Origin of the sequence: Gilliamella sp. B3172 (genome assembly GCF_026536465.1) — a bacterium.
In the GTDB taxonomy this organism is placed as follows: domain Bacteria; phylum Pseudomonadota; class Gammaproteobacteria; order Enterobacterales; family Orbaceae; genus Gilliamella.
On record NZ_JAFNOA010000001.1, the window covers coordinates 542,210 to 565,131 of the forward strand.

Below are 22,922 nucleotides of genomic sequence, written 5' to 3' on the forward strand. Positions count from 1 at the left end.
GATAACACAATAAGCCTGAGTGACTAAAATTTTATAAGCACTTAACTCGATAAAAGTTGATTAACCAATAGTGTCCAAAGTGATAATTTTAACACCTTGTAATTAATCAAAAAAAATGGCAGAAATCTGCCATTTTTGTTAATTTTGGTTTAACAATACTGATTCGAGCGCAACAGTTATCATCTCTTTAAAGCCAAGCTGACGTTGCTCAGCTGACATGGCTTCACCTTTACGAATATGATCCGATACGGTGCAAATTGCCAAAGCTTTTGCGCCATACTCTGCTGCTACACCATAAATACCAGCGGCTTCCATTTCGACACCTAAAATATTATATTTTTCCATGACATCAAAAAGTTCCGGCTCAACGCTATAAAAAAGATCGGCTGAAAAAAGATTACCAATTTTAACATTTACATCTAAGCTCTTAGCTGCATTGACTGCATGACAGATGAGATCGAAATCGGCAATCGCTGCAAAATCGTGATCTTTAAAACGTAATCGGTTTACTTTTGAGTCAGTACAAGCGCCCATACCGATAATAACATCGCCCAACTTAACATCCGGGCTAATTGCTCCGCAAGATCCGATGCGAATGATATTTTTTACGCCGTAAAACTTTACCAGCTCGGTAGCATAAATAGAACAAGACGGAATGCCCATTCCATGCCCCATAACAGACACTTTTTTTCCTTTATAGTAACCGGTAAAACCTAACATAGATCTGACGTTGGTGACTTCCTTTGCATCTTGTAAAAATGTTTGCGCAATAAATTTAGCTCGAAGCGGATCGCCCGGCATTAAAACAGTTTGTGCAAAATCATTTTCAGCAGCATTAATATGTGGGGTTGGCATCAAATTCTCCTGATGATATATCTAAAAAATGTATTACTAAAATAAAACTGGTTACTTATTTGCGGATAAATGATTCACCATATTCCATTGGCGATAAATCAAAATAATCAGCAACGCTCTGCCCGATATCAGCAAAGGTTTTACGATGACCTAAAGAACCAACTGGTACACTGTCACCATAAACAAGAACAGGAATATGCTCACGAGTGTGATCCGTTCCTGGCCAAGTTGGATCGCAGCCGTGGTCAGCACTGATAATCAATAGATCACCTGGCTCGATGAGTGCAAGCATTTCCGGTAAGCGTTTATCAAAATATTCTAACGCTGCTGCATAACCTGCAACGTCACGTCTATGCCCATAAGATGAGTCAAAGTCGACAAAATTTGTGAACACAATGGTATTATCTTTGGCTTGTTTAATTTCGTTAAGTGAGGCATCAAATAGAGCTTCGATACCGGTTGCTTTAACTTTTTTAGTGATGCCAACTTGCGCATAAATATCGGCGATTTTACCGATTGAAACCACGGTACCTTGTTTTTCATCAACCAGTTTTTTTATCATGGTTGGAGCAGGTGGCTCTACTGCTAAATCATGACGGTTACCGGTACGAACAAATTCGCCAGCTTTTTGACCGACAAAAGGTCTGGCAATAACACGCCCAATGTTGTAATCACCTTTATTGAGTTCATCACGAGCGATTTCACAAATTTCATAGAGTCTATCTAATCCGAAAGTTTCTTCGTGACAAGCGATTTGAAATACCGAATCGGCAGAGGTGTAAAAAATAGGTTTGCCACTTTTCATGTGCTCTTCACCAAGATCATCAAGAATAATGGTACCCGAAGAGTGGCAATTGCCAAGGTAACCGGGCAATTTAGCACGAGTGACAATATTATCTAATAGTTCTTGCGGAAAACTGTTGGTGGTGTTGGTAAAATATCCCCAATCAAAAAGTACCGGTACACCGGCTATTTCCCAGTGGCCAGAAGGGGTATCTTTACCGGAAGAAATTTCACTAGCATAACCATATGATCCGATTATTTCGCCTTCGGTAGCCATGCCTTGCGGATAAGATCCGGTCGATTCATATGCAGCTTCAATTAAGCCTAATTTGCCCAAATTAGGTAAATGTAATGCACCTTTACGACCTTCATCGGCATTACCTAAGGCACACTCTTGAGCGATATGACCTAATGTATCTGAACCTTCATCCCCATATTTTTTTGCATCTTCTGCGCCACCGATCCCAAAAGAATCTAGGATCATAATAAATACTCTTTTCATAATTTCCTCTAAATCTTAACTACCACTTGGTAACATATTAAAGAAATATGTCACCTAAAACCGTGATCTAACGCCCATTTGTCTATTTTATTAAAACCATTGCCAACATGGCGAGACTTTCAGAGCTATTGATGCTCATTTTAGCCTAATTTATAAAAAAGATCGTTCGAATAGTTATAATACATGATAAAAAAAAACAAAAAAGATTTGCGTCTTTGTTTAATTGAATATATAGGCGACATCAATCTTTAAATGAATATTATTTAAATTCAATGGTTTATAGTTAGTAGTTCAAAAAAAACGGTATGATACCTATTGGTATAAGCCGATCAAGTGAAAATGGTTTAACAATTGATAAAATATCTTGCCTCGTTGTGATAAAATAGTCGATCTAAATTGTAGATAAAAATTTATCGCTAGTGATTAATTTACGCCTTTTGACAAATTAACTTAAGACAGCTTGTAAAATCTAAAGCCTATCTCACTTAATTTTATAAAGTTTAACCCTAGTTGTTATATAAGTTGTTATATAAATCGGTAGATTTAACTCGTTTTGCGTGTATAGATAAAAATAAGGTCATTATTAATGAAACAAAAAATTCCTAATACTTTTGCGCTTGATGTTTGTGCTGACAATGTTGTAACTGCAACCACCATTTTACAGCTTAAGCAAATAGGGGAAAATAATGCACCAAATCAACCTATCATGATAATTGGAGAGGGTAGCAATACGCTTTTCACAACCGATTTTGCCGGCACTATTGTGGTTAACCGTATTAAAGGAATCACCATTACCGAAAACGACACACATAGGCTTTTACGGGTAGGCGCTGGGGAGATATGGCATGATCTTGTTTCGCAAACTGTTGAAAAAAATATTCCGGGGTTGGAAAATTTAGCATTAATTCCCGGTTGTGTAGGCTCCGCACCGATTCAAAATATTGGCGCATATGGGGTAGAGTTCCAAAAAGTGGCGGATTATGTAGAGTTACTGGAACTGGCTACAGGTAAAATAATTACTGTCACTGACGGGCAGTATGGCTATCGGGAAAGCATTTTTAAACACCAATATGACGTCGGTTATGCGGTAATTGCTGTCGGCATTAAACTTGCCAAAAACTGGCAACCGGTATTGAGCTATGGTGAATTAAGAAATTTTGATCCGCAAACTGTTACCGCCAAAATGATCTTCGATAAAGTGTGTGAAATTCGCCGTAGCAAATTGCCCGATCCGAAAGTGTTAGGTAATGGCGGTAGTTTTTTTAAAAATCCAGTAGTCGATAAAATGGTGGCCGATAAGCTACTTGAAATTTACCCAACTATGCCTATATATCCACAGGTAAACAATCAAGTTAAATTAGCCGCAGGTTGGTTAATTGATCAGTGTGGTCTAAAAGGCTATCAAATTGGCGGTGCAGCTGTACATCAGCAACAAGCATTGGTATTAGTTAATAAAAATAACGCAACGGCGCAAGATGTCATTGCTTTAGCTCGCTATATCAAAAACGCAGTTTATCAAAAATTTTCGGTGCACCTGTCGCCAGAAATTCGATTTATTGGTGCAACAGGTGAAACTGATGTGGATAATTATTTATAATCAATAAAACTATTTATAATCAATAAAATTATGAGACATTCGTATTCATTTCCTATTTTATTAACCAGTTTATTATTTGTCACCATCGCCTTATCAGCTTTAAATACTCAAGTACCACTTTGGTTGGTACGTGAAGATTTTTCGCTAGGGCAAATTGGCTTAGTTGGATCAAGCTATTTTACCGGCAATTTGGTGGGTACTATTATGGCAAATTGGTTTATTAGCCGATTTAATGCCAGATATACTTACACCTATAGTTGCCTTATTTTTGCTGTAGCAACCATTGGGCTAAGTTTTTCAATGGATTTTTACAGTTGGGCGATCTGGCGATTTTTTATCGGTATTGCTTGCGCTGTCACTTGGGTCGTCATTGAAAGCTGTATATTAGTGACCGGTTCAGTGCGCACACGTGGCAAAATGCTAGCTATCTATCTCAGCACTTACTATTTAGGAACAGTATTGGGGCAAGCGCTATTACAGTATTTTCCTCAAGATGTGCTCTATTTTGGTTTAGTCATTGCGCTGTTAATGGGATTAGCGATTTTATTTATTTTACTAACTCATTACAAATTACCGAAAAGAAAGCAAAACAGTTTCAATATTATACCGATGATTTTATATAAACCGTCTCGACTTGGTCTGATTGGTTGTATGATAGCCGGTATGCTAATTGGTTCGCTCTATTCGTTAATGCCGGCTTATTACTCTCATTTGGGCTATAGCGATAATCAAGTGGCAAATTGGATGATTTTATTAATCTTATCCGGCGTGATAGCGCAAATGCCAGCAAACTACTGTGCCGATAAATATGGTCGACGAATTGTACTACTGATTGAATCGTTGCTAACGGTGGTAGCTTGCTTGATGTTGGTATTTAATTTTTATTCTGTGCTCGCAATTATTTTATTAGGCACCACCATTTATACGATCTACCCAATCTCGATGGCTTGGGCATGTTCGTGTGTTCGAAAACAAGAGATTGTGACGATGAATCAAGCGATGTTATTAACCAATACCATTGGTAGTTTAATCGCACCGGCTATTATCGCTTTTATTATGGATATGACCAATAATACCTATTTATTTGTCAGTTTTGCTATAATCTCACTCTATTTTGTCGTTTTATTACTAAGAGAGCGAGCCACTGATGCGTAGCCAACAAAATCCGCTTAAATTAATTGAAATATTGGCAGACGGTAAGTCTCATTCCGGCGAAGAGCTTGCCGCTGTATTTGGTATTACTCGTGCCGGAATTAATAAATACATTAAAGTCCTGCGTGAGTGGGGTATTACTTTAAACTCTATTCAAGGTAAAGGTTACTGTTTAACCTCACCATTGGATCTATTTAATAAAGCTAAAATTGACCACTATTATGGCGCTGATAGTGATGTTGAAATTTTACCGATCATTGATTCAACTAATCAATATCTACTCGATAGGATTGACACGTTACAATCGGGTCATAGCTGTGTGGCTGAATTTCAGTCTAAAGCCCGAGGGCGAAGAGGGCGCAAATGGTTTGCTCCGTTTGGCAGTAACCTCTATTTTTCCATGTATTGGCGATTAGAGCAGGGCATTGCAGCGGCAATGGGGCTCAGTTTAGTGGTTGGCATAGTGATAGCCGATACGTTACGGGAATTATCCGGGCAAAATATTAAAGTAAAATGGCCAAATGATCTTTATCTTAATGATCAAAAGCTCGCCGGCATTTTAATCGAACTTGCCGGAAAAACGGGCGATTATGCTCATGCTGTTATCGGTATAGGTGTCAATCTGAACATGACCAATCCCGATACCGACATTGTCAATCAAGCGTGGGCTAACTTAGGGCAGGTTGATCGCAATTTGCTGGTTGCCAAAGTGATTAAAGCGCTAAAAGTGAATCTGATTAAATTTGAGCAACAAGGATTAACCGCTTTTATGACTGATTGGAATCGTTTGGATAATTTTATTAATCGACCGGTTAAATTATTAATAGGTGAAAATATTATTCGAGGTATTGCCAAAGGCATAAACGATCAAGGTGCTTTATTGCTTGAACAAAATGGCACAATCAACGCCTACATCGGTGGCGAGATCTCATTACGCAGTGATGAGTAACGGGATCTGCCTGTTTCTACAGGGAGATCAGCACTGAATCGATTTAAACACCTTACGACTCAATACCGATTAGTTCTACACATACTTTTTAAAAAGATAATATGCAATCCCACCTAATGAGAGGGTGATTGCATATAGCTTCCATAAACTTTGCCAGATGATTGTAAAACTGACATCTTTTAAATAAATCTGTTTAGTTAATTCGATAAAGTGACGAACTGGGTTTATTTCAGTTAAATACTGTAAACATTGTGGCATGTTCTCAATTGGCGCAATAAAACCCGAGAGTAAAATCGCAGGCACCATAAAGGTAATAATGCCAATAAAAGCTTGTTGTTGCGTTGAGCAAAGCGCTGAAATAAATAATCCAAATCCAACTAAAGATAATCCGTAAGTTATCATACATAAATAGTAATAAGGCAGTGAGCCTTGAAAAGGGATGTGATAGATCAAAACACTGGCGGTTAACACCATAGTACCTTGTAATGTGGCAACGATAATTGCAGGGATCGCTTTACCTATAAAAATTTGCCAAGTCATTAAGGGGGAAATACGTAATTGGTCAAGTGTGCCTTGTTCTCGCTCACGTGCCACCGATAGTGAGGTGACAATCATTACACCTATCGTCGTAATTAAGGCAACCAGTGACGGTAAGATGAAATTTTTATAGTCTAAATTACTGTTATAACGGTGACGGACAATTAATCCGGTATTATCTTGCACGTTATTTTGTTGTTGATATTGCATAATAATTTGCTGAATATAGTTGGCAGCAATTTGTGCACTATTTGATTTACGACCGTCTAAAATAATTTGGATTTGTGGTGATTGCCCGCTGAGTAACTTACGGGAAAAATCAACAGGTAATTGCACAACCACTAAGGCTTTTTGGTGATTAATGATGTCGGTTACTGCTTGCTTCGAATCTAATATCATCACTTTAGAAAAACTACTGGCATTAGCTAGCCGATCAATTAACTCCGTGGTGGGTTGATCTACCGTTGGTCGATAAATTGCAATCGTTGCATTATTAACATTCAACGTCGCTGCGAATGGAAAAATAAAAATTTGCAAAAGGACTGGTATGATTAAGATAGTGCGAGTTTGCTTGTCTTGCCAAAGTAGGGCTAGCTCCTTTTTAATTAATGTTACAGTTCGGTAGAAAGTCATATTGTTGATAAATCTTAGCATGGTCTTTATTCCTGTAACCTCAATCTAATTGCATTTGAGTTTTTTTGAAGATCACCACAAATAACAGCAACAAACACATCAGTAAAAATCCAACATTAATCAACATTACTGAAAAAATATCGCCAGCTAAAAATAGTGTTTGTAAGATGTTGACGTAGTAACGTGCAGGAATGATATAAGTAATAATTTGGATGATAGCTGGCATACTATTAATCTCAAATACAAAACCTGAAAGCATGACCGCGGGTAAAAATGCAACATTTAACGCTATCATCGCTGCATTAAATTGATTTCGAGTAACGGTAGATATTAACAATCCCAGTTGCAAAATAACCCATAAATATAGGCTGCTTAGTATTAATAATAGCCAAAATGATCCTCGGAAAGGCACATGCATAATACCAACTGTTACCAGAAAACAGATAATTAAAGCAAGTAACCCAATGAAATAATAAGGGATCAGTTTAGATAATAAAAACTCCAACTTGGTCATCGGTGTTGATAGCAATGCTTCCATCGTGCCACGTTCCCATTCACGTGCAACGACTAACGAAGTCAAGATTGATCCAATAATAGTCATAATTATGGTTATCGCACCGGGTAAAATAAAATTCTTGCTAATCGCAGCTGAGTTAAACCAGACATGGGAAGTGATATCGACAATTGGCTTACTGTTAATTAATTGCTGTTGACTTTGTTGCTGTAACCAAATTTGCCAAATGCCGGTTAGATAAGTTTTGGTAACAATATAAATAATTAAAATTGACAACTACAGTTGACATGTTGGTTGTGTAAGATAAAATAGTTTTAAATTAATACAGGAATAAAGCATGATTACTGTAAGTTATACACCGCAAATGGAAAAATGGTTGAAGTCGCTTAAGGATAAAACTGCAGCAGCTAAAATTAAAGTTCGAATTCGTCGTATGCAAGAAGGTAATTTTGGTGACGTTAAATCTGTAGGTAGCGGTGTATCAGAAATGCGCATTCACTGTGGAAAAGGGTACAGGGTTTATTTTGCTAACCGCAATAATGAAATTGTTATTTTATTGTGTGGTGGTGACAAGGATACACAACAAACAGACATTAAAATTGCTAAAGAATTAGCAAATAAATGGGGTTTATTATGACTACAAAACTAAAAACTTTTGACGTAGTTGATTTTTTAAATACTGATGAAGAGATGCAAGAATATTTAAATGCCGCAATAGAAGAAGGAGACCCTAAATTTTTATTTATTGCACTTGGTGATATAGCTAGAGCTAAAAACATCAGTCAGCTTTCACGTGATACAGGTATAAGCCGTGAGGGTATTTATAAAGCATTATCAGGTGAGGGGAATCCTACTTTTAATACAATCTTTAAAATTGTTCAAGCATTAGGTTTGCAAATGCAGTTTTCCTCACAAAAACATGCAGATTGTTGTTAACTGAGCATGGAAAATCTAATCTTTTTTACTGTTTTTATAATCGTGAAAACCTGCCGATACATTGATAACCTGTTTATATATGAACGGCAGAGGCTAACTTAAAATAGTTACATTTAAATAATAAGTTACTAGAAGGGATTGCATACAATATCCCTTCTTTAATAGGTGTAACAATAAAAGATAGATTATGCCATTATGTAAAGCCGAAAACTTATCCTTTAAAAAAGTTAAAATTCGCTGTTCACTCTTATTTTTTAACCTTTAGCAATCTTAAAGCATTGGCTGTCACGATCGCTGTTGTTCCCGAATCAGCTAATACTGCAAGCCAAAGCCCGGTTAAGCCAAATAGGCTGGTAATTAAAAATATCAACTTTATCCCTAATGCTATGGTGATATTTTGTTTAATATTTCGATTGGCAAAACGTGCTAAGCGAATTAACGTTGGTAAACTCGATAGACTATTTTTGCTGAGGGCGACCTCGGCTGTTTCAAGGGCAACATCGGTACCGCTTCCCATTGCAATGCCGATTGTTGCGGCTTTCATTGCCGGTGAATCATTGATTCCGTCCCCGACCATGGCAATGGTGGTAGTTTTGCCGATTTTTTCAATCTCGACCAGTTTGTCAGCAGGTAATAACTGAGCACGGTAATCCATCCCTAATTGTCCGGCAATCGCTTTAGCGGCTCGTTGATTGTCACCTGTGAGCATCAAGGTTTTAAGACCAAGTTGGTGGAGTGCCTTAATGGCTGGTTTTGCATCTGTTCGCAAGACATCTTGCAGCGCGATAATCCCCAGTAATGCTTGATCTGTGACGGCGACCACGACGGTTTTGCCGGCATTTTCCAGTTGTTCGATGAGCTTGGCATCATCGTTTATCAAAGGGACTGAGACAGTGTCAATTTTATTGGGTGAAACAACATAATAGATGTTTTGGTTTAGCTCGCCTTGAATACCAATACCGGCGATGGCTTTACGATTTGTTGCTTCACTAAACGTGATATCTTGTTGTTTGGTGTAATCCACAATAGCTTTAGCTAAAGGATGATGTGAGCCACTTTCAATCGATGCAACTATAGCAAGCAAGTCATTGACCGCTAAGCCTCGATTGATAATATCGGTCACTTGCGGTTTTCCTTCCGTTAGTGTGCCGGTTTTATCAAAGGCAATCATTTTTAGCGATCCAATGTGTTCCAGCGCGGCGCCACCTTTAATCAATACCCCTAATTTGGCGGCACTCGATAATGCTGAAGTGATAACGGCAGGGGTTGAGATCACCAACGCACAAGGACAGCCAATTAATAATAGTGTTAATCCTCGATAGATCCATGTATACCAATCTTCACCCAAAAGCAGTGGTGGTATAAGGATAACCAACAAAGCAAACAGCGCAATAGCCGGCGTATAATAACGGCTAAATTTATCGATAAAACGCTCAATCGGCGCTTTGCGCTCTTCGGCATCTTCGATCAATTGCAAGATGCGATCAACAGCGTTTTGCCCTGCTTGCGAAATCACTTTGAGTTGAATGGTATTATCAACCACCAGTGATCCGGCTAAAATCTTATCGCCATATAAGTAGTTGACCGGGATCGATTCGCCGGTTAAGGCGCTTTCGTCAATATTGGCTTGTTCACTCACTAAGATAACATCAGCCGGTAATCGCCCGCCGGATGAAATTTCGATAATATCGTCTGGCTTCAAACTGTGGCTGGCAACGGTTTTACGCTTACCGTCGATAATAATAACAGTCTCTTCAGGCATGAGCTTAGCAAGGGATGAAATGCCTTTCTTGGCTTTATTTGTTGCGATCCCTTCAAGCATTTCACCTATCATAAACAGAAAAATCACCATAGTGGCTTCTTCAGCTGCGCCAATAAATAGTGCGCCAATTGCCGATATACTCATTAACGATTCAATCGCAAAGGGGGTGCCACTGCGAGTCAATAAAATCGCTTCTTTTAATATCGGTATCAGCCCGATAATAGCGGTGGCAATAAAGGCATATTGACCGGCTTGATGATTAAACAGCGTAATAAGATAACTGATAACAATTAACGCGCCCAATATGGCTAAAGGTAATAACGCTTTTTTATCGATTATATGATTATGTTCATGTTGATGATTATGATTGTCCGATGATTGGAAAATAGGGGTATAACCTAGTTCGACAACTTTATCTTCAATCTGTTTAATTATTTTTTGATCTTTCTGCGGAACTAACACAACCAACTTTTCAGTTGAAAATGTGATTTTTGAGTGAGTAATATTCGGAAGAGTTTTAATGCCATTTTCAATTTTTTTAGCGCAATGGGCGCAATCCATACCTTGAATTTTCCAGATAAGCTTAATGTCTTGGCTTTGCCTTTCGGGATCTTCGGGGGGATCACTAATATCATTTTGGGCGCTACTACCTTGTTCTTGTCGCCCGCCATTCGCCACGCTGTTTTGCGTTTGATGAGTTTCGGCACTCTGTGCTGATTGTTGATGATGATTATGCGCAATATTATGACATTCACCTTGGCAATGATGATGACTATCATGATGTTGCTGCGTAGATTTGTTATTATATAACATAACGTTACCTCGTCTTGTTGATGATTTTGATTGTACGCTTAATTGTAGAAAAATAAATCATTTTTTAAGCTATTATTTTTTCAATACCTAAGCGTATGTTTTAAGTATATAATTAATGACACTTTCATGATTGAGATAAGATATGTCTAGTATTCCTTCGTTTCGCCAACGGCAAGGCGTTATTTTTTCGGCTTTTTTATTTGCAACCTTTGTCATTGGGGTAGCCGGTGCATTACAGTCACCAACCTTAAGTCGATTTTTATCGGTTGACGTTAATGTTGATCCTCGCTTAGTCGGTCTCTTTTTCTCGGTAAATGCTTTTGCCAGCATTATTGGTAGCTTTTTATTGGCAAAATATTCTGATAAAAGAGGTGACAGGCGCAATATTGTCATATTTTGTTGTTTAATGGGGGTTACCAATAGCCTTATTTTTGCCTTTTCCCGTAACTATTACCTTTTAATTACGCTCGGCGTACTATTTGCTGCGCTCTCGTCCGCTGCGATGCCGCAAATTTTTGCTTTAGCTCGTGAATATGCCGTGAAAAGCGGACGAAATGTTGTCGCCTTCAACTCGTTGATACGGGCACAACTGTCACTTGCTTGGGTCATTGGACCACCTTTATCGTTCGGATTAGCGATTGAGTATGGTTTTACCACCATGTATCTGAGCGCCATGTCGATGTTTATTGTCGCGATGATCTTTGTTGCCATTTTTTTACCTTCCGTTGAAAAAAATCCGATATCAGAGCTACCGAATAACGTTGATTTACAAGCGGCAAATCAACCTTTATTTAAAAATAAAAATGTAGTGTTTTTATTACTATCAACGGTCTTTATGTGGACAGCAAATATGATGTATATCATTGATATGCCTCTGTACGTACAATCGGTATTACATCTTTCTGATTCTTTACCGGGATATCTAATGGGATTGGCTGCCGGGATTGAAATACCGGTTATGATCATTGCGGGCTACTTAGTGCCGATGTTAGGCAAAAGAAATCTATTTTTTATCGCCATAATCTGCGGATTGATCTTTTATATCGGTATGATTTTATTTACCGATGAGTGGATCTTATTTGTGTTACAGCTATTTAATGCACTTTTTATTGGCATTGTGGCAAATATTGGGATTATCTACTTTCAAGATCTGCTACCAACCCGAATGGGCGTTGCATCAACCTTGTTTAATAATGGTATCATCTGTAGCATTATTATAGCCGGTATGCTTCAAGGGTTTGTATCTGAATCTTACGGGCATGAAATTATCTATTCGATCGCCTTAATTATGGTCGCTATATCATTGATATTTTGTGCGCTGGTCAAAGAGGTGAGAACAAAAGTCGATTAATACTGAATAATACGTCTTCCTAAAAGGAAGACGTAACAATGCGCTATTTAGCCACAAAGTTTTGCTTTAAGACTTCATAAAATGCATTATCTGTTCGCTCATAACTTAAAGGCGTAATTGCAATAAAGCCGCCATTGGTGGCATCGAGCTCTTTACTTTCGTCAATAATTTGTTGATTACGTTTTGCTCTAAACCAAAAATAATCGTTTCCTTCAGGATCGGTTGTTGGCGCAACAATAAATTTGCTTACATCTGCTGCCCCTTGTTTGGTTATCTTCACGCCATTTATATTGTTAGCTTTACAAGCCGGAAAATTGATATTAAAGCAGATATTTTTAGGTGCCGATAACGCCAATAGTTGCCGAATAACTGATTCGGTATGATGTATTGCACAATCCCAATCGGTTGGCTGATTATCTTCGGTGGTTGATTGGCTTAATGCCATTGCCGGCACACCGAGTGTCATTGACATCATGGCGGCACCGACTGTGCCGGATAAAATGGTTTCAAACCCGACATTAGTGCCATTATTGATTCCCGACAAAACTAAATCGGGCAGATTGTCTACCATTAAATATTTAAGCGCATACAAAGCACAATCTGCGGGCGTACCATAAACGGCATACTCTCTATCACCCCGCTGAGCAACCCGAAAGGGTGATTTTAAGCTAACGGCACATGAAACACCGCTTTGATCGAGCGCCGGCGCAACTACCCAAACTTCATGGGCAATTTTTTCGGCAGCTTCTTTTAAAATATTAATGCCTTTGGCATCGATACCGTCATCGTTGACTAATAAAATACGATTTACTAATTTATTAAACATCTTCTTTCCTTTTAATTTCCTTGCAGTGTGAAGGTATTACACTGATTAATCAAACCACTATCAAATCCTCGTTTAAACCATGTATAACGTTGTTGCGATGTGCCGTGAGTAAAGCTATCAGGTACTACATAGCCGGTACTTTGTTGCTCAAGCCGATCATCGCCAATCGCTTGCGCTGTCTGTAATGCTTGCTCAATATCGCCTACTTCTAACAGATTTTGTTGTTTAATCGAATTACCCCATAAACCGGCATAACAATCGGCTTGTAGTTCAAGTTTAACTGATAATTGATTTCTGGTAATTTCAGATTGTGACTGCTTTAATTGTTCAACTTTATTAAAGGTACCAAGCAGATTTTGCACATGATGCCCAATTTCGTGAGCGATGACATAACCTTGAGCAAAGTCGCCACCACCGCCAAGACGCTGTTTCATCTCTTGATAAAAAGAGAGATCTAAATAGACGGTTTTATCCAAACTACAATAAAAAGGCCCCATTAAGGTTTGGCCGGCGCCACATGAAGTTTGGGTCGAGCCGGTATAAAGAACAAGTTTGGGTGGGATATACGTTTTGCCTAAATGTTGAAACTCTTGTCGCCAATAATCTTCTGTACTGGCTAGAATAACCGATGTGAATTTTGCGGCATCGGGATCGGGTTGCATATATGCAGCTGAGGATTGTTGGTTGTCGTTAATATCAATGATACCGGAATTGAGTAAACCGGATAAATCGATGCCATAATAACCGGCAACGATAACAACCAAAAATAGTACGATTTTACCTTTACCTCCAATTGGGATGTTAATTCCCGTTCCACTTCCTGACTGTGAGCGGCGATCTTCAATATTATCACTCTCTCTTTGGTCTCTCCAACGCATAGGGATTACCTCATCAGTTTAAGTGAAATCATTGTAAAGGATAACTAACAAGGATTCTACATTAAGATAATATTATTAAACGACGCTAACTTAGAAAAGGGCGCAGTGAATGGCTAAAAATGACCGATAGTGACAACTAAATCTATCACTAACTTGCCGGGTTTGCACGATCATGACTGGTGAAATGGGGATTAAGTGATATTTCATTTCTGTAAAAGCTTGCCGCGACAAAACCAAAATCGCCCACTTTTTTTACTGTGCATGAATTTTACAAAATGGGATTAAGTCGCTATAATCAACGGCTAATTTCCCTTAAACGTCACGTTTTATCATTCGATAAATTATCGAATAGTGATGATAAAACCGTCGTTTTGCTAGTTTTTTTCCTCTTTTTATTTTTGGGAATTTTCCCAATTTAATGTCTGAAAACACATGATCAATGTGAATTTATATTGTACTGGTTTGTATCATTAAGTAACCGATTCACCTTATTGCATAAATTTTCTTTTATTTGCATCAAAACAGGCGGTATTTATGAAAAGCATACGAAGTTCAAAAAATAAACCCTTAAATATTAACGATATTACCATTATTGACGACAGTAAATTAAAAAAAGCAATAACCGCTGCTGCGCTGGGTAACGCTATGGAGTGGTTTGATTTTGGTGTTTACGGCTTTTTGGCTTATGTTTTAGGTCAGGTGTTTTTTCCCGACGCTTCACCTAGCGTACAAGTAGTGGCTGCTTTAGCAACGTTTTCGGTACCGTTTTTAGTGCGCCCATTAGGTGGTTTAGTCTTTGGTATTCTTGGTGATAAATTTGGTCGGCAAAAAATCTTATCGGTCACAATCATCATTATGTCATTAAGTACTTTTTGTATTGGACTGATTCCTTCTTATGCTTCGATCGGTATTTTTGCGCCACTGTTACTACTTTTGGCTAAATTAGCGCAAGGATTTTCGATTGGCGGTGAATATTCGGGGGCAGCTATCTTTGTTGCGGAATACTCGCCGGATCGCAAACGGGGTTTTATGGGAAGTTGGCTTGATTTTGGATCGATTGCCGGTTTCTTAGTTGGTGCAGGTTTAGTTGTACTGCTCTCCTCAATTATGGGTGATGCCAAATTTCAAGCGTGGGGCTGGCGCATTCCATTTTTATTTGCGCTGCCGCTTGGCTTAATTGGTCTCTATCTACGCCACGCCCTCGAAGAAACACCGGCGTTTCAACAGCATACCGATAAAATGGATAACAACGATCAAAATCACATTGCCAATCCTCCAAAAATGACACTAAAAACAATCATTAAACAGTACTGGAAGAGTCTTTTAGTCTGTGTAGGATTAGTCATGGTGACAAATGTGACTTATTATATGCTTTTAACCTATATGCCGAGTTATTTATCGCACAATTTAAATTATCACACCGATCATGGGGTATTGATTATTATTGCTATCATGATAGGCATGCTATTTGTCCAACCGATGATTGGTTTAATCAGTGATAAAATTGGACGCAAACCTTTTATTGTCGGTGGAAGTGTAGGCTTACTTATTTTGGCCTATCCGGCTTTTGCGATGATAAACAGTGATATCATCGGTCTTATCTTTTTGGGATTATTGATTTTAGCTGTGCTATTAAACTGTTTTACCGGGGTAATGGCTTCAATTTTGCCGGCCATTTTCCCAACCAGTATTCGTTACAGTGCACTGGCAATCGCATTTAATATTTCCGTACTTATCGCCGGGGCGACGCCAACTGTTGCCGCTTGGTTGGTTGAAGAAAGTGGCAACTTATATATGCCTGCTTACTATTTAATGGTGGTGGCTATTATTGGATTGATAACCGGATTAAAAATGAATGAAACGGCCAATCAACCCCTACGAGGCGCCACACCGGCGGCATCAGATCGCAGTGAGGCAAAAGCGATCTTATCTGACCACTTTGATTCCATTGAACAAAAAGTTGAAGATATTGATGAACAGATTGAAAACCTACAAGAGCAACGTCAGGATCTAGTTGATCAGCATCCTAAATTAGATTAGGGCGCATTAACCTTTTCCGTTAATAGTGAGTTATCTTAGCGGAAAAGTGACCTTTATCGGCTGCTGACAGGCTAAGCCCATTTTCCGGCTTTTGCTCTGAGCAGCCAATCTCGCCGACAAATAGAGATTGATTTGCTGGGCGTTATGCTTTTTTGTTACCGGCAATTGATTATTGCATTACTTTTTTTACTTATTTGGTTGAAAGCCGATATAATAGCGTGTTTTTTATCATTGGATTTGACATGCAAAAATCATCTACATCACCTAAATCATCACCTTTACATCATCGAAATAAGCATAATCATGGTTATGATTTTAAAACGCTGATCCAAAAATTGCCAGAATTTGCCCCTTTTGTTAAAGCCAATCAATATGGCAATTTATCGATTGATTTTGCCGATCCGATAGCCGTTAAAATGCTAAATAAAGCGTTATTAATACAATATTATCATTTAAGTTATTGGGATATTCCGGATCAATTCCTTTGCCCGCCGATCCCCGGTCGAGCCGATTATATTCACTATTTGGCGGATCTATTAGCTAGCGATAATGCTAACCATATTCCAACTGGTCATCAGGTGCATGTGCTCGATATTGGTACGGGTGCTAATGTGATTTATCCGATTATTGGCTGTGCGGAGTATGGTTGGTCGTTTGTGGCAAGTGATATTAATCCTACTGCAATTAATGTGGCATCACTGATTGTCAAAGCCAATCCTATTCTTAACGGTTCAGTAGCATGCCGATTGCAAAAAGACCGATCGGCGATGTTTAAGCAAATCATTAAACCAAATGAATTTTATCTATTAACGCTCTGTAACCCGCCATTCCATGCCTCGGCACAAGCAGCATTAGCTGCAACGCAACGCAAGCTTAAAAATTTAGGTAAACTTACCGATCCGAAGCAAAAAACGATACTTAATTTTGGTGGTCAACATGCTGAACTTTACTGCCAAGGTGGCGAAGCGGCTTTTATCACTAAAATGATTCAAGAAAGTGTCCACTATAAAAAACAGTGTTTATGGTTTACTTCTTTGGTATCCAAAAAAGAGTCATTGCCGATAATCAAAAAACATTTAAAGCAAGTCGGCGCAATTGATAGCAAAATTGTCCCTATGGCACAAGGACAAAAAGTGAGTCGCTTTGTCGCATGGACTTTTTACCCCCCAACAGAACGACAACAGCTTGTTAAGAAGTTTCAGAAATAACCTATGTTTTAGTATAAAAGTAACTGACTAGTGTATTAAGCGAAAAACACCGATTCTGTTATTTTCAAGATGAAATAAGGATACTTCATTTCAATTTTTAGGGTTTAATTTGTTGCCCATTTTTGTCAAGAAGTTTCAGGAAATATATACGTTTAAGTATAAAAATAACTGATTAGTGTATTAAGCGAGAAACGGAGAATCAGTTATTTTTAAGATGAAGTAAGGATACTTCATTTCAACTTTTAGCGTTTAATATGTTGCTTATTTTTGTCAAGAAGTTTCAGAAAATATATATGTTTAAGTATAAAAATAACTGATTAGTGTATTAAGCGAGAAACGCAGAATCAGTTATTTTTAAGATGAAGTAAGGATACTTCACTTCAATTTTTAGCGTTTAATCTGTTGCCCATTTCTGTCAAGAAGTTTCAGAAAGTATATATGTTTTAGTATAAAAATAGCTGACTAATGTATTAAACGAGAAACGCAGAATCAGTTATTTTTAAGATGAAATAAGGATACTTCACTTCAATTTTTAGCGTTTAGTCTGTAGCTTATTTCTGTCAAGAAGTTTCAGAAAATATATATGTTTAAGTATAAAAATAACTGATTAGTGTATTAAGCGAGAAACGCAGAATCAGTTATTTTAAGATGAAATAAGGATACTTCATTCCAATTTTTAGCGTTTAACCAGTTGCCCATTTCTGTCAAGAAGTTTCAGAAAATATATACGTTTTAGTATAAAATAACTGCCAAGTATATTAAGCGAAAAACACCGATTCTGTTATTTTCAAAATGAAATAAAGATACTTCATTCCAATTTTTAGCGTTTAACCAGTTGCTTATTTTTGTCAAGAAGTTTCAGAAAATATATACGTTTAAGTATAAAATAACTGACAAGTGTACTTAGCGTAAAACGCTGATTATGTCATCTTTTAAAATTAACTAAGGGTATTTGCTCACCCATTTTTTGTGCTTTGTTACACCTTGATTTAAGCAAACAAAAGCTTATTGTTCTTTGAATTTTTACAGATAATCCCACACTAATTTCAAGGATTAACTATATGATTAATTTTAAAATTCGATGAAGTGTAAATTATGCTTGTTAACGCACAAAATAGCTTTGCTTTCATTATTAATGGTTATAATATAGACAACTATATTTGATGTGATATTGCAACTTAAAAGGATAAAAAAATGAGTCAAAATACATCAGCCCTTATCGATCAGTTAAAACGTATTGTTGGTGAAAAACATACCTTAACCGAACCCGCTCGCACCTTACCCTATCGCAAAGGTATTCGTTTTGGTGAAGGCGATGCCATTGCCGTTGTGTTGCCCGGAACGCTAGTTGAACAATGGCAAGTTTTAAAAGCTTGTGTTCAAGCCGATGTTATTGTTATCACTCAATCAGCTAATACCGGTTTAACCGGTGGATCAACCCCGGATGGAAACGATTATGATAGACCGATAGTGATTGTCAGTACACGTCGTTTGGACGGTATTCAAGTAATTGAAAACGGTGAACAAGTGGTGTGCTTGCCCGGTAGTACTTTGTTCCGGTTAGAAAAAGAGTTAAAAAAATATCATCGGGGCCCGCATTCTGTTATTGGCTCATCTTGTATTGGTGCTTCGGTAATGGGCGGCGTGTGTAATAACTCCGGTGGCGCTTTAATTCAGCACGGTCCGGCCTATACGCAAATGGCTGTCTTTGCTCAATTGGATGAAAATGGCCAATTGCATTTGGTCAACCATTTAGGTATTAAATTGGGCGATGATCCGGAAACGATTTTACAAAATCTGCAAAATCATAACTACAGTGCTGATGATATTGAACATAATGCCGGCGCAGGGCATGATCACGATTATCGAGAACATGTGCGCCAAATTGATGCCGATACTCCAGCTCGTTTTAATGCTGATCCGGCTCGTCATTACGAAGCCTCTGGTAGTGCCGGCCGATTAATGGTTTTCGCTGTGCGATTAGATACCTTCCCACTAGAAGACGATACCGCCGTCTTTTATATTGGCACCAATGACACCAATGAACTTGATGATATTCGACGCCATATATTAGGGAATTTTGAAAATTTACCGGTTTCAGGCGAGTATATTCATCGTGATGCCTTTGATATTGCCGCTGTCTACGGTAAACATATTTTTCTGGCGATACAAAAATTGGGTACCGATACTATTCCTCGTTTATACGCTTTTAAAAATTGGGTAGATCGTATTACCAGTAAAATTCCTTTCTTTCCGAATAATTTTACCGATCGCTTTGCTGTGACGGTTTGTAAAATTCTGCCTAATCATTTACCGAAATCGATTCGTGCTTATCGTGATAAATATGAACATCATTTGATATTAAAAATGTCAGATAACGGCATTGCTGAAGCCGCCGCTTTTTTACAACAATATTTCCAAAACAGAAACGGTAGTTATTTCACCTGTAATAAAAAAGAGGCCGAAGCTGCCATGCTTCACCGTTTTGCCACAGCCGGTGCAGCAACCATTTATCGAAATGTGCATACTAAAACGGTCGAAGATTTAGTTGCCTTGGATATCGCTTTGCGCCGTAATGATAAACAGTGGTTTGAAACGCTGCCGGAGAGTATCAGCCAACACTTTATCCATAAATTGTATTATGGTCATTTCTTCTGTTCGGTATTTCATCAAGACTATCTGGCGAAAAAAGGCACAGATTGCAATCAGGTTGAACAAGAGATGTTAGCCATACTCGATCAGCGTGGAGCGCAGTATCCGGCTGAACATAATGTTGGTCATCTTTATCATGCAAATGATGATCTGAAAAACTTCTATCATCAGCTCGATCCTACCAATAGCTTTAATCCGGGTATTGGTAAAACCTCTAAAAAGAAAAACTGGCAATAAAATTAACCGCCTAATTAAACTTAATTAGGCGGTAATTATTTGCAATCTGCTAATTTTAATCATTCTACCTTGATAAAGGTTTAATCAAGGTAACGTGTTTAAAGTAACTTTTTAAGTTGATATAAAACCTCTAAGGCTTGTTTAGGGGACAACGCATCCGGATCGATTTTTGCCAGCGCTAGTTCAACTTCTGACGATTCCGGTTCGGTGACAAAAGAGAGTTGAGATTGATCAACATGACTATGCGCCGTCTGTTTGGAAATCATTTCTAACTCTTTCAACTTCTGCTTCGCTCGTTTTAATATCACTTTAGGCACGCCGGCTAATCCGGCAACGGCAAGACCAAAACTTTTACTGGCAGCGCCTTCGGACACTTCGTGAATAAAAGCGACGGTATTGTCATGTTCAATGGCATCAAAATGGATATTGTACACGCCTTGCATATGTTCCGGCAGTTGGGTTAACTCAAAGTAGTGGGTGGCAAATAGCGTCATGGCTTTGATTTCGTTAGCCAGATTTTCAGCACATGCCCAAGCTAATGACAGACCGTCATAGGTCGATGTGCCTCGTCCAATCTCATCCATTAACACTAAACTCTGCTTAGTTGCGTTGTGCATAATATTGGCGGTTTCGGTCATTTCAACCATAAACGTTGAACGTCCGGAGGCTAAATCATCTGACGCTCCAATACGGGTAAAAATTCGATCCACTGGCCCGATAACGGCCTTCGAAGCCGGCACAAAACTACCAATATAAGTGAGCAGAACAATTAATGCCGCTTGTCGCATATAGGTACTTTTACCGCCCATATTCGGACCGGTAATAATTAACAGTCTTCTATCGGGTGACAGCGTTAGTGAGTTAGCAATAAAAGGATTTTGTATCACCTGCTCAATAACCACATGGCGACCCTGATTGATCTCAATTCCGGTTTTATCCGAAATCGTTGGACGATGATAATTGAGTGTTAACGCTCTTTCGGCTAAATTGGTTAGCACATCGAGTTCGGCCAACGCATCGGCGCTCATTTGCATATTGGCAAGATCGGGCATTAACTGATCAAAAAGCTGTTCATAAAGCTGTTTTTCCAGCGCTAAGGCACGCCCTTTTGAGGTTAATACTTTATCTTCATACTCTTTGAGTTCGGGAATAATATAACGCTCAACATTTTTCAGTGTTTGCCGGCGAGTATAATGGATCGGCGCTAAGTGGCTTTGCCCTCGACTAATTTGGATATAGTAACCATGCACCGCATTAAATCCTACTTTTAGGGTATCAATGCCTAGCGTTTCTCGTTCTCGAATCTCTAATTGTTCAAGATAGTTAGTTGCCCCGTCGGCAAGCGCTCGTAACTCGTCGAGCTCTGCACTGTAACCACTGGCAATCACACCACCGTCACGAATAATAACCGGCGGCGCATCGACAACTGCTCGATTTAATAAATCGGCAATTTGATCAAACTGATTAATTTTGGCGCGCAAAGCAACAACATAAGGTGAGCTATGATGAGACAGCAATGCTTGTAATTCTGGCAAAAGATTGTAAGCATCTCGCAAGCGGGCAAAGTCACGAGGGCGAGCAGTGCGCAAAGCCAGTCTAGCTAAAATACGTTCAAGATCGCCAATTTGCTTCAATACCGGTTGAATCTGATCAAAATCATCTTGCAATTGACTAATTGCAGTTTGGCGATTTTCTAAAATCTTGACATTTCGAATAGGCGAATGAAGCCAACGCTTGAGCATCCGGCTACCCATTGGCGTTTGAGTTTTATCCAGAATATCGGCAACAGTATGTTGGGTACCACCGGAAAGATTTTCAGTGATTTCAAGATTACGACGCGTTGCGGCATCAAGCACCACAAAATCGAGGGCAGACTCTTTAATAATAGAACGAATATGCGGCAGGGCAGTGCGTTGGGTATCTTTAACATATTGAAGTAAACAACCCGCCGCACAAAGGGCATAACAGCAATCATTAACGCCAAAACCGATCAAATCATTTGTACCAAACTGCAAATTGAGTTGCTGTTTAGCTGTCTCAAGATCAAAGTCCCAAATCGGACGACGCCTTAACCCCGTTCGATTTTCGATTAAAGACATGGTGGCGAAATCTTCCGGATAAAGTAACTCAACCGGACTTGTGCGCTGTAACTCCGCTTGCATCGCTTCAAGATTATCGCATTCAAAAATAAAAAATCGCCCCGAACTAATATCCAGCGTGGCATAACCGTAATGCGCTTGTTTTTGCCAAATGGCAGCCAGCAGATTATCTTTACGATCTTCAAGAAGCAATTCATCACTAACGGTGCCTGGCGTAACAATACGCACAATTTTACGTTCAACCGGACCTTTCGACGTCGCCGGATCACCAATTTGCTCACAAATGGCAACTGACTCGCCGAGTGAAATAAGTTTAGCAAGATAACTTTCAACCGCATGATAAGGAACACCCGCCATAGGAATAGGCTGCCCATTGGACGAACCACGTTTAGTCAACGAGATATCTAACAACTGCGAAGCACGCTTAGCATCATCATAAAACATCTCATAAAAATCACCCATTCGATAAAACAGCAAAATATCAGGATTTTCCGCTTTGAGTCTAAGGTATTGCCGCATCATTGGCGTGTGGTCGGTTAAATTTTCTTGATCGATCATGGTGATATTTCAACTTTTATTTTCAATGAATTAAATAAAG

The 22,922-nt window shown here is 38.7% G+C and carries 17 protein-coding genes; 9 read left to right on the forward strand and 8 right to left on the reverse strand.

Annotated elements, in window-relative coordinates; translation table 11 throughout:
- Window positions 1-138 precede the first annotated feature (138 nt).
- Complete coding sequence (gene deoD / locus J3U37_RS02405; protein ID WP_220217735.1) at window positions 139-855, reverse strand: purine-nucleoside phosphorylase; 717 nt, start codon at window positions 853-855, stop codon at window positions 139-141.
- 55 nt (window positions 856-910) lie between these two features.
- On the reverse strand, window positions 911-2,140 hold the full coding sequence (locus J3U37_RS02410; protein ID WP_267329834.1) for a phosphopentomutase: 1,230 nt from the start codon (window positions 2,138-2,140) through the stop codon (window positions 911-913).
- A 586-nt stretch (window positions 2,141-2,726) separates the two neighbouring features.
- Between J3U37_RS02410 and murB the strand changes: the two genes are divergently transcribed.
- From murB to birA, 3 genes are read left to right on the forward strand one after another with little or no spacing between them, the layout of a single operon-like run.
- Window positions 2,727-3,737 (forward strand): UDP-N-acetylmuramate dehydrogenase, encoded by a 1,011-nt coding sequence (murB, locus tag J3U37_RS02415; RefSeq protein ID WP_267373113.1) that lies wholly within the window; start codon window positions 2,727-2,729, stop codon window positions 3,735-3,737.
- A gap of 30 nt (window positions 3,738-3,767) precedes the next feature.
- Window positions 3,768-4,892 carry an MFS transporter gene (locus tag J3U37_RS02420; protein ID WP_267373114.1) on the forward strand — a complete coding sequence of 375 codons (1,125 nt, stop codon included), beginning with the start codon at window positions 3,768-3,770 and terminating at the stop codon, window positions 4,890-4,892.
- Window positions 4,885-5,838, forward strand: coding sequence for a bifunctional biotin--[acetyl-CoA-carboxylase] ligase/biotin operon repressor BirA (gene birA / locus J3U37_RS02425; RefSeq protein ID WP_267373115.1), 954 nt, complete (start codon window positions 4,885-4,887; stop codon window positions 5,836-5,838). The genes J3U37_RS02420 and birA overlap by 8 nt, the downstream gene beginning before the upstream one ends.
- A gap of 75 nt (window positions 5,839-5,913) precedes the next feature.
- Here birA and J3U37_RS02430 read toward each other — a convergent pair whose 3' ends face one another.
- Window positions 5,914-7,029 (reverse strand): ABC transporter permease, encoded by a 1,116-nt coding sequence (locus tag J3U37_RS02430; protein ID WP_267373116.1) that lies wholly within the window; start codon window positions 7,027-7,029, stop codon window positions 5,914-5,916.
- Between the two features lie 19 nt (window positions 7,030-7,048).
- Entirely contained in the window at window positions 7,049-7,798 is a 750-nt protein-coding gene (locus J3U37_RS02435; protein ID WP_267373117.1) for an ABC transporter permease, read from the reverse strand.
- Window positions 7,799-7,859: 61 nt separating this feature from the next.
- On the opposite strand from J3U37_RS02435, the gene J3U37_RS02440 reads away from it, so the two are divergent.
- Together J3U37_RS02440 and J3U37_RS02445 are read left to right on the forward strand one after the other, a co-directional pair.
- Entirely contained in the window at window positions 7,860-8,159 is a 300-nt protein-coding gene (locus J3U37_RS02440) for a type II toxin-antitoxin system RelE/ParE family toxin (RefSeq protein ID WP_267373118.1), read from the forward strand.
- Entirely contained in the window at window positions 8,156-8,458 is a 303-nt protein-coding gene (locus J3U37_RS02445) for an addiction module antidote protein (protein WP_065561131.1), read from the forward strand. The genes J3U37_RS02440 and J3U37_RS02445 overlap by 4 nt, the downstream gene beginning before the upstream one ends.
- Before the next feature lie 247 nt (window positions 8,459-8,705).
- Here J3U37_RS02445 and J3U37_RS02450 read toward each other — a convergent pair whose 3' ends face one another.
- Entirely contained in the window at window positions 8,706-11,033 is a 2,328-nt protein-coding gene (locus J3U37_RS02450) for a zinc/cadmium/mercury/lead-transporting ATPase (RefSeq protein ID WP_267373119.1), read from the reverse strand.
- Between the two features lie 142 nt (window positions 11,034-11,175).
- Here J3U37_RS02450 and J3U37_RS02455 point away from each other — a divergent pair, with 142 nt between their 5' ends.
- Window positions 11,176-12,384 (forward strand): MFS transporter, encoded by a 1,209-nt coding sequence (locus J3U37_RS02455; RefSeq protein ID WP_267373120.1) that lies wholly within the window; start codon window positions 11,176-11,178, stop codon window positions 12,382-12,384.
- Window positions 12,385-12,427: 43 nt separating this feature from the next.
- Here the strand turns inward: J3U37_RS02455 and surE are convergent, their stop codons facing one another.
- Window positions 12,428-13,210, reverse strand: a complete 783-nt coding sequence (gene surE / locus J3U37_RS02460; protein ID WP_220217723.1) for a 5'/3'-nucleotidase SurE — start codon at window positions 13,208-13,210, stop codon at window positions 12,428-12,430.
- A gap of 11 nt (window positions 13,211-13,221) precedes the next feature.
- The gene (locus J3U37_RS02465; protein WP_267335316.1) at window positions 13,222-14,088 is read right to left on the reverse strand and encodes a neutral zinc metallopeptidase; all 867 of its coding nucleotides are present in this window, start codon (window positions 14,086-14,088) and stop codon (window positions 13,222-13,224) included.
- Between the two features lie 534 nt (window positions 14,089-14,622).
- Between J3U37_RS02465 and proP the strand changes: the two genes are divergently transcribed.
- From proP to dld, 3 genes are all read left to right on the forward strand, one after another.
- Complete coding sequence (gene proP, locus J3U37_RS02470) at window positions 14,623-16,128, forward strand: glycine betaine/L-proline transporter ProP (RefSeq protein WP_267373121.1); 1,506 nt, start codon at window positions 14,623-14,625, stop codon at window positions 16,126-16,128.
- Window positions 16,129-16,370: 242 nt separating this feature from the next.
- On the forward strand, window positions 16,371-17,336 hold the full coding sequence (rlmF, locus tag J3U37_RS02475) for a 23S rRNA (adenine(1618)-N(6))-methyltransferase RlmF (protein WP_267373122.1): 966 nt from the start codon (window positions 16,371-16,373) through the stop codon (window positions 17,334-17,336).
- 1,194 nt (window positions 17,337-18,530) lie between these two features.
- Entirely contained in the window at window positions 18,531-20,225 is a 1,695-nt protein-coding gene (gene dld, locus J3U37_RS02480) for a D-lactate dehydrogenase (protein WP_267373123.1), read from the forward strand.
- Window positions 20,226-20,323: 98 nt separating this feature from the next.
- On the opposite strand, the gene mutS is transcribed toward dld, so the two are convergent.
- Window positions 20,324-22,882: a DNA mismatch repair protein MutS gene (gene mutS, locus J3U37_RS02485; RefSeq protein ID WP_267373136.1), complete on the reverse strand. Its 2,559-nt coding sequence runs from the start codon at window positions 22,880-22,882 to the stop codon at window positions 20,324-20,326.
- Window positions 22,883-22,922: the final 40 nt, after the last annotated feature.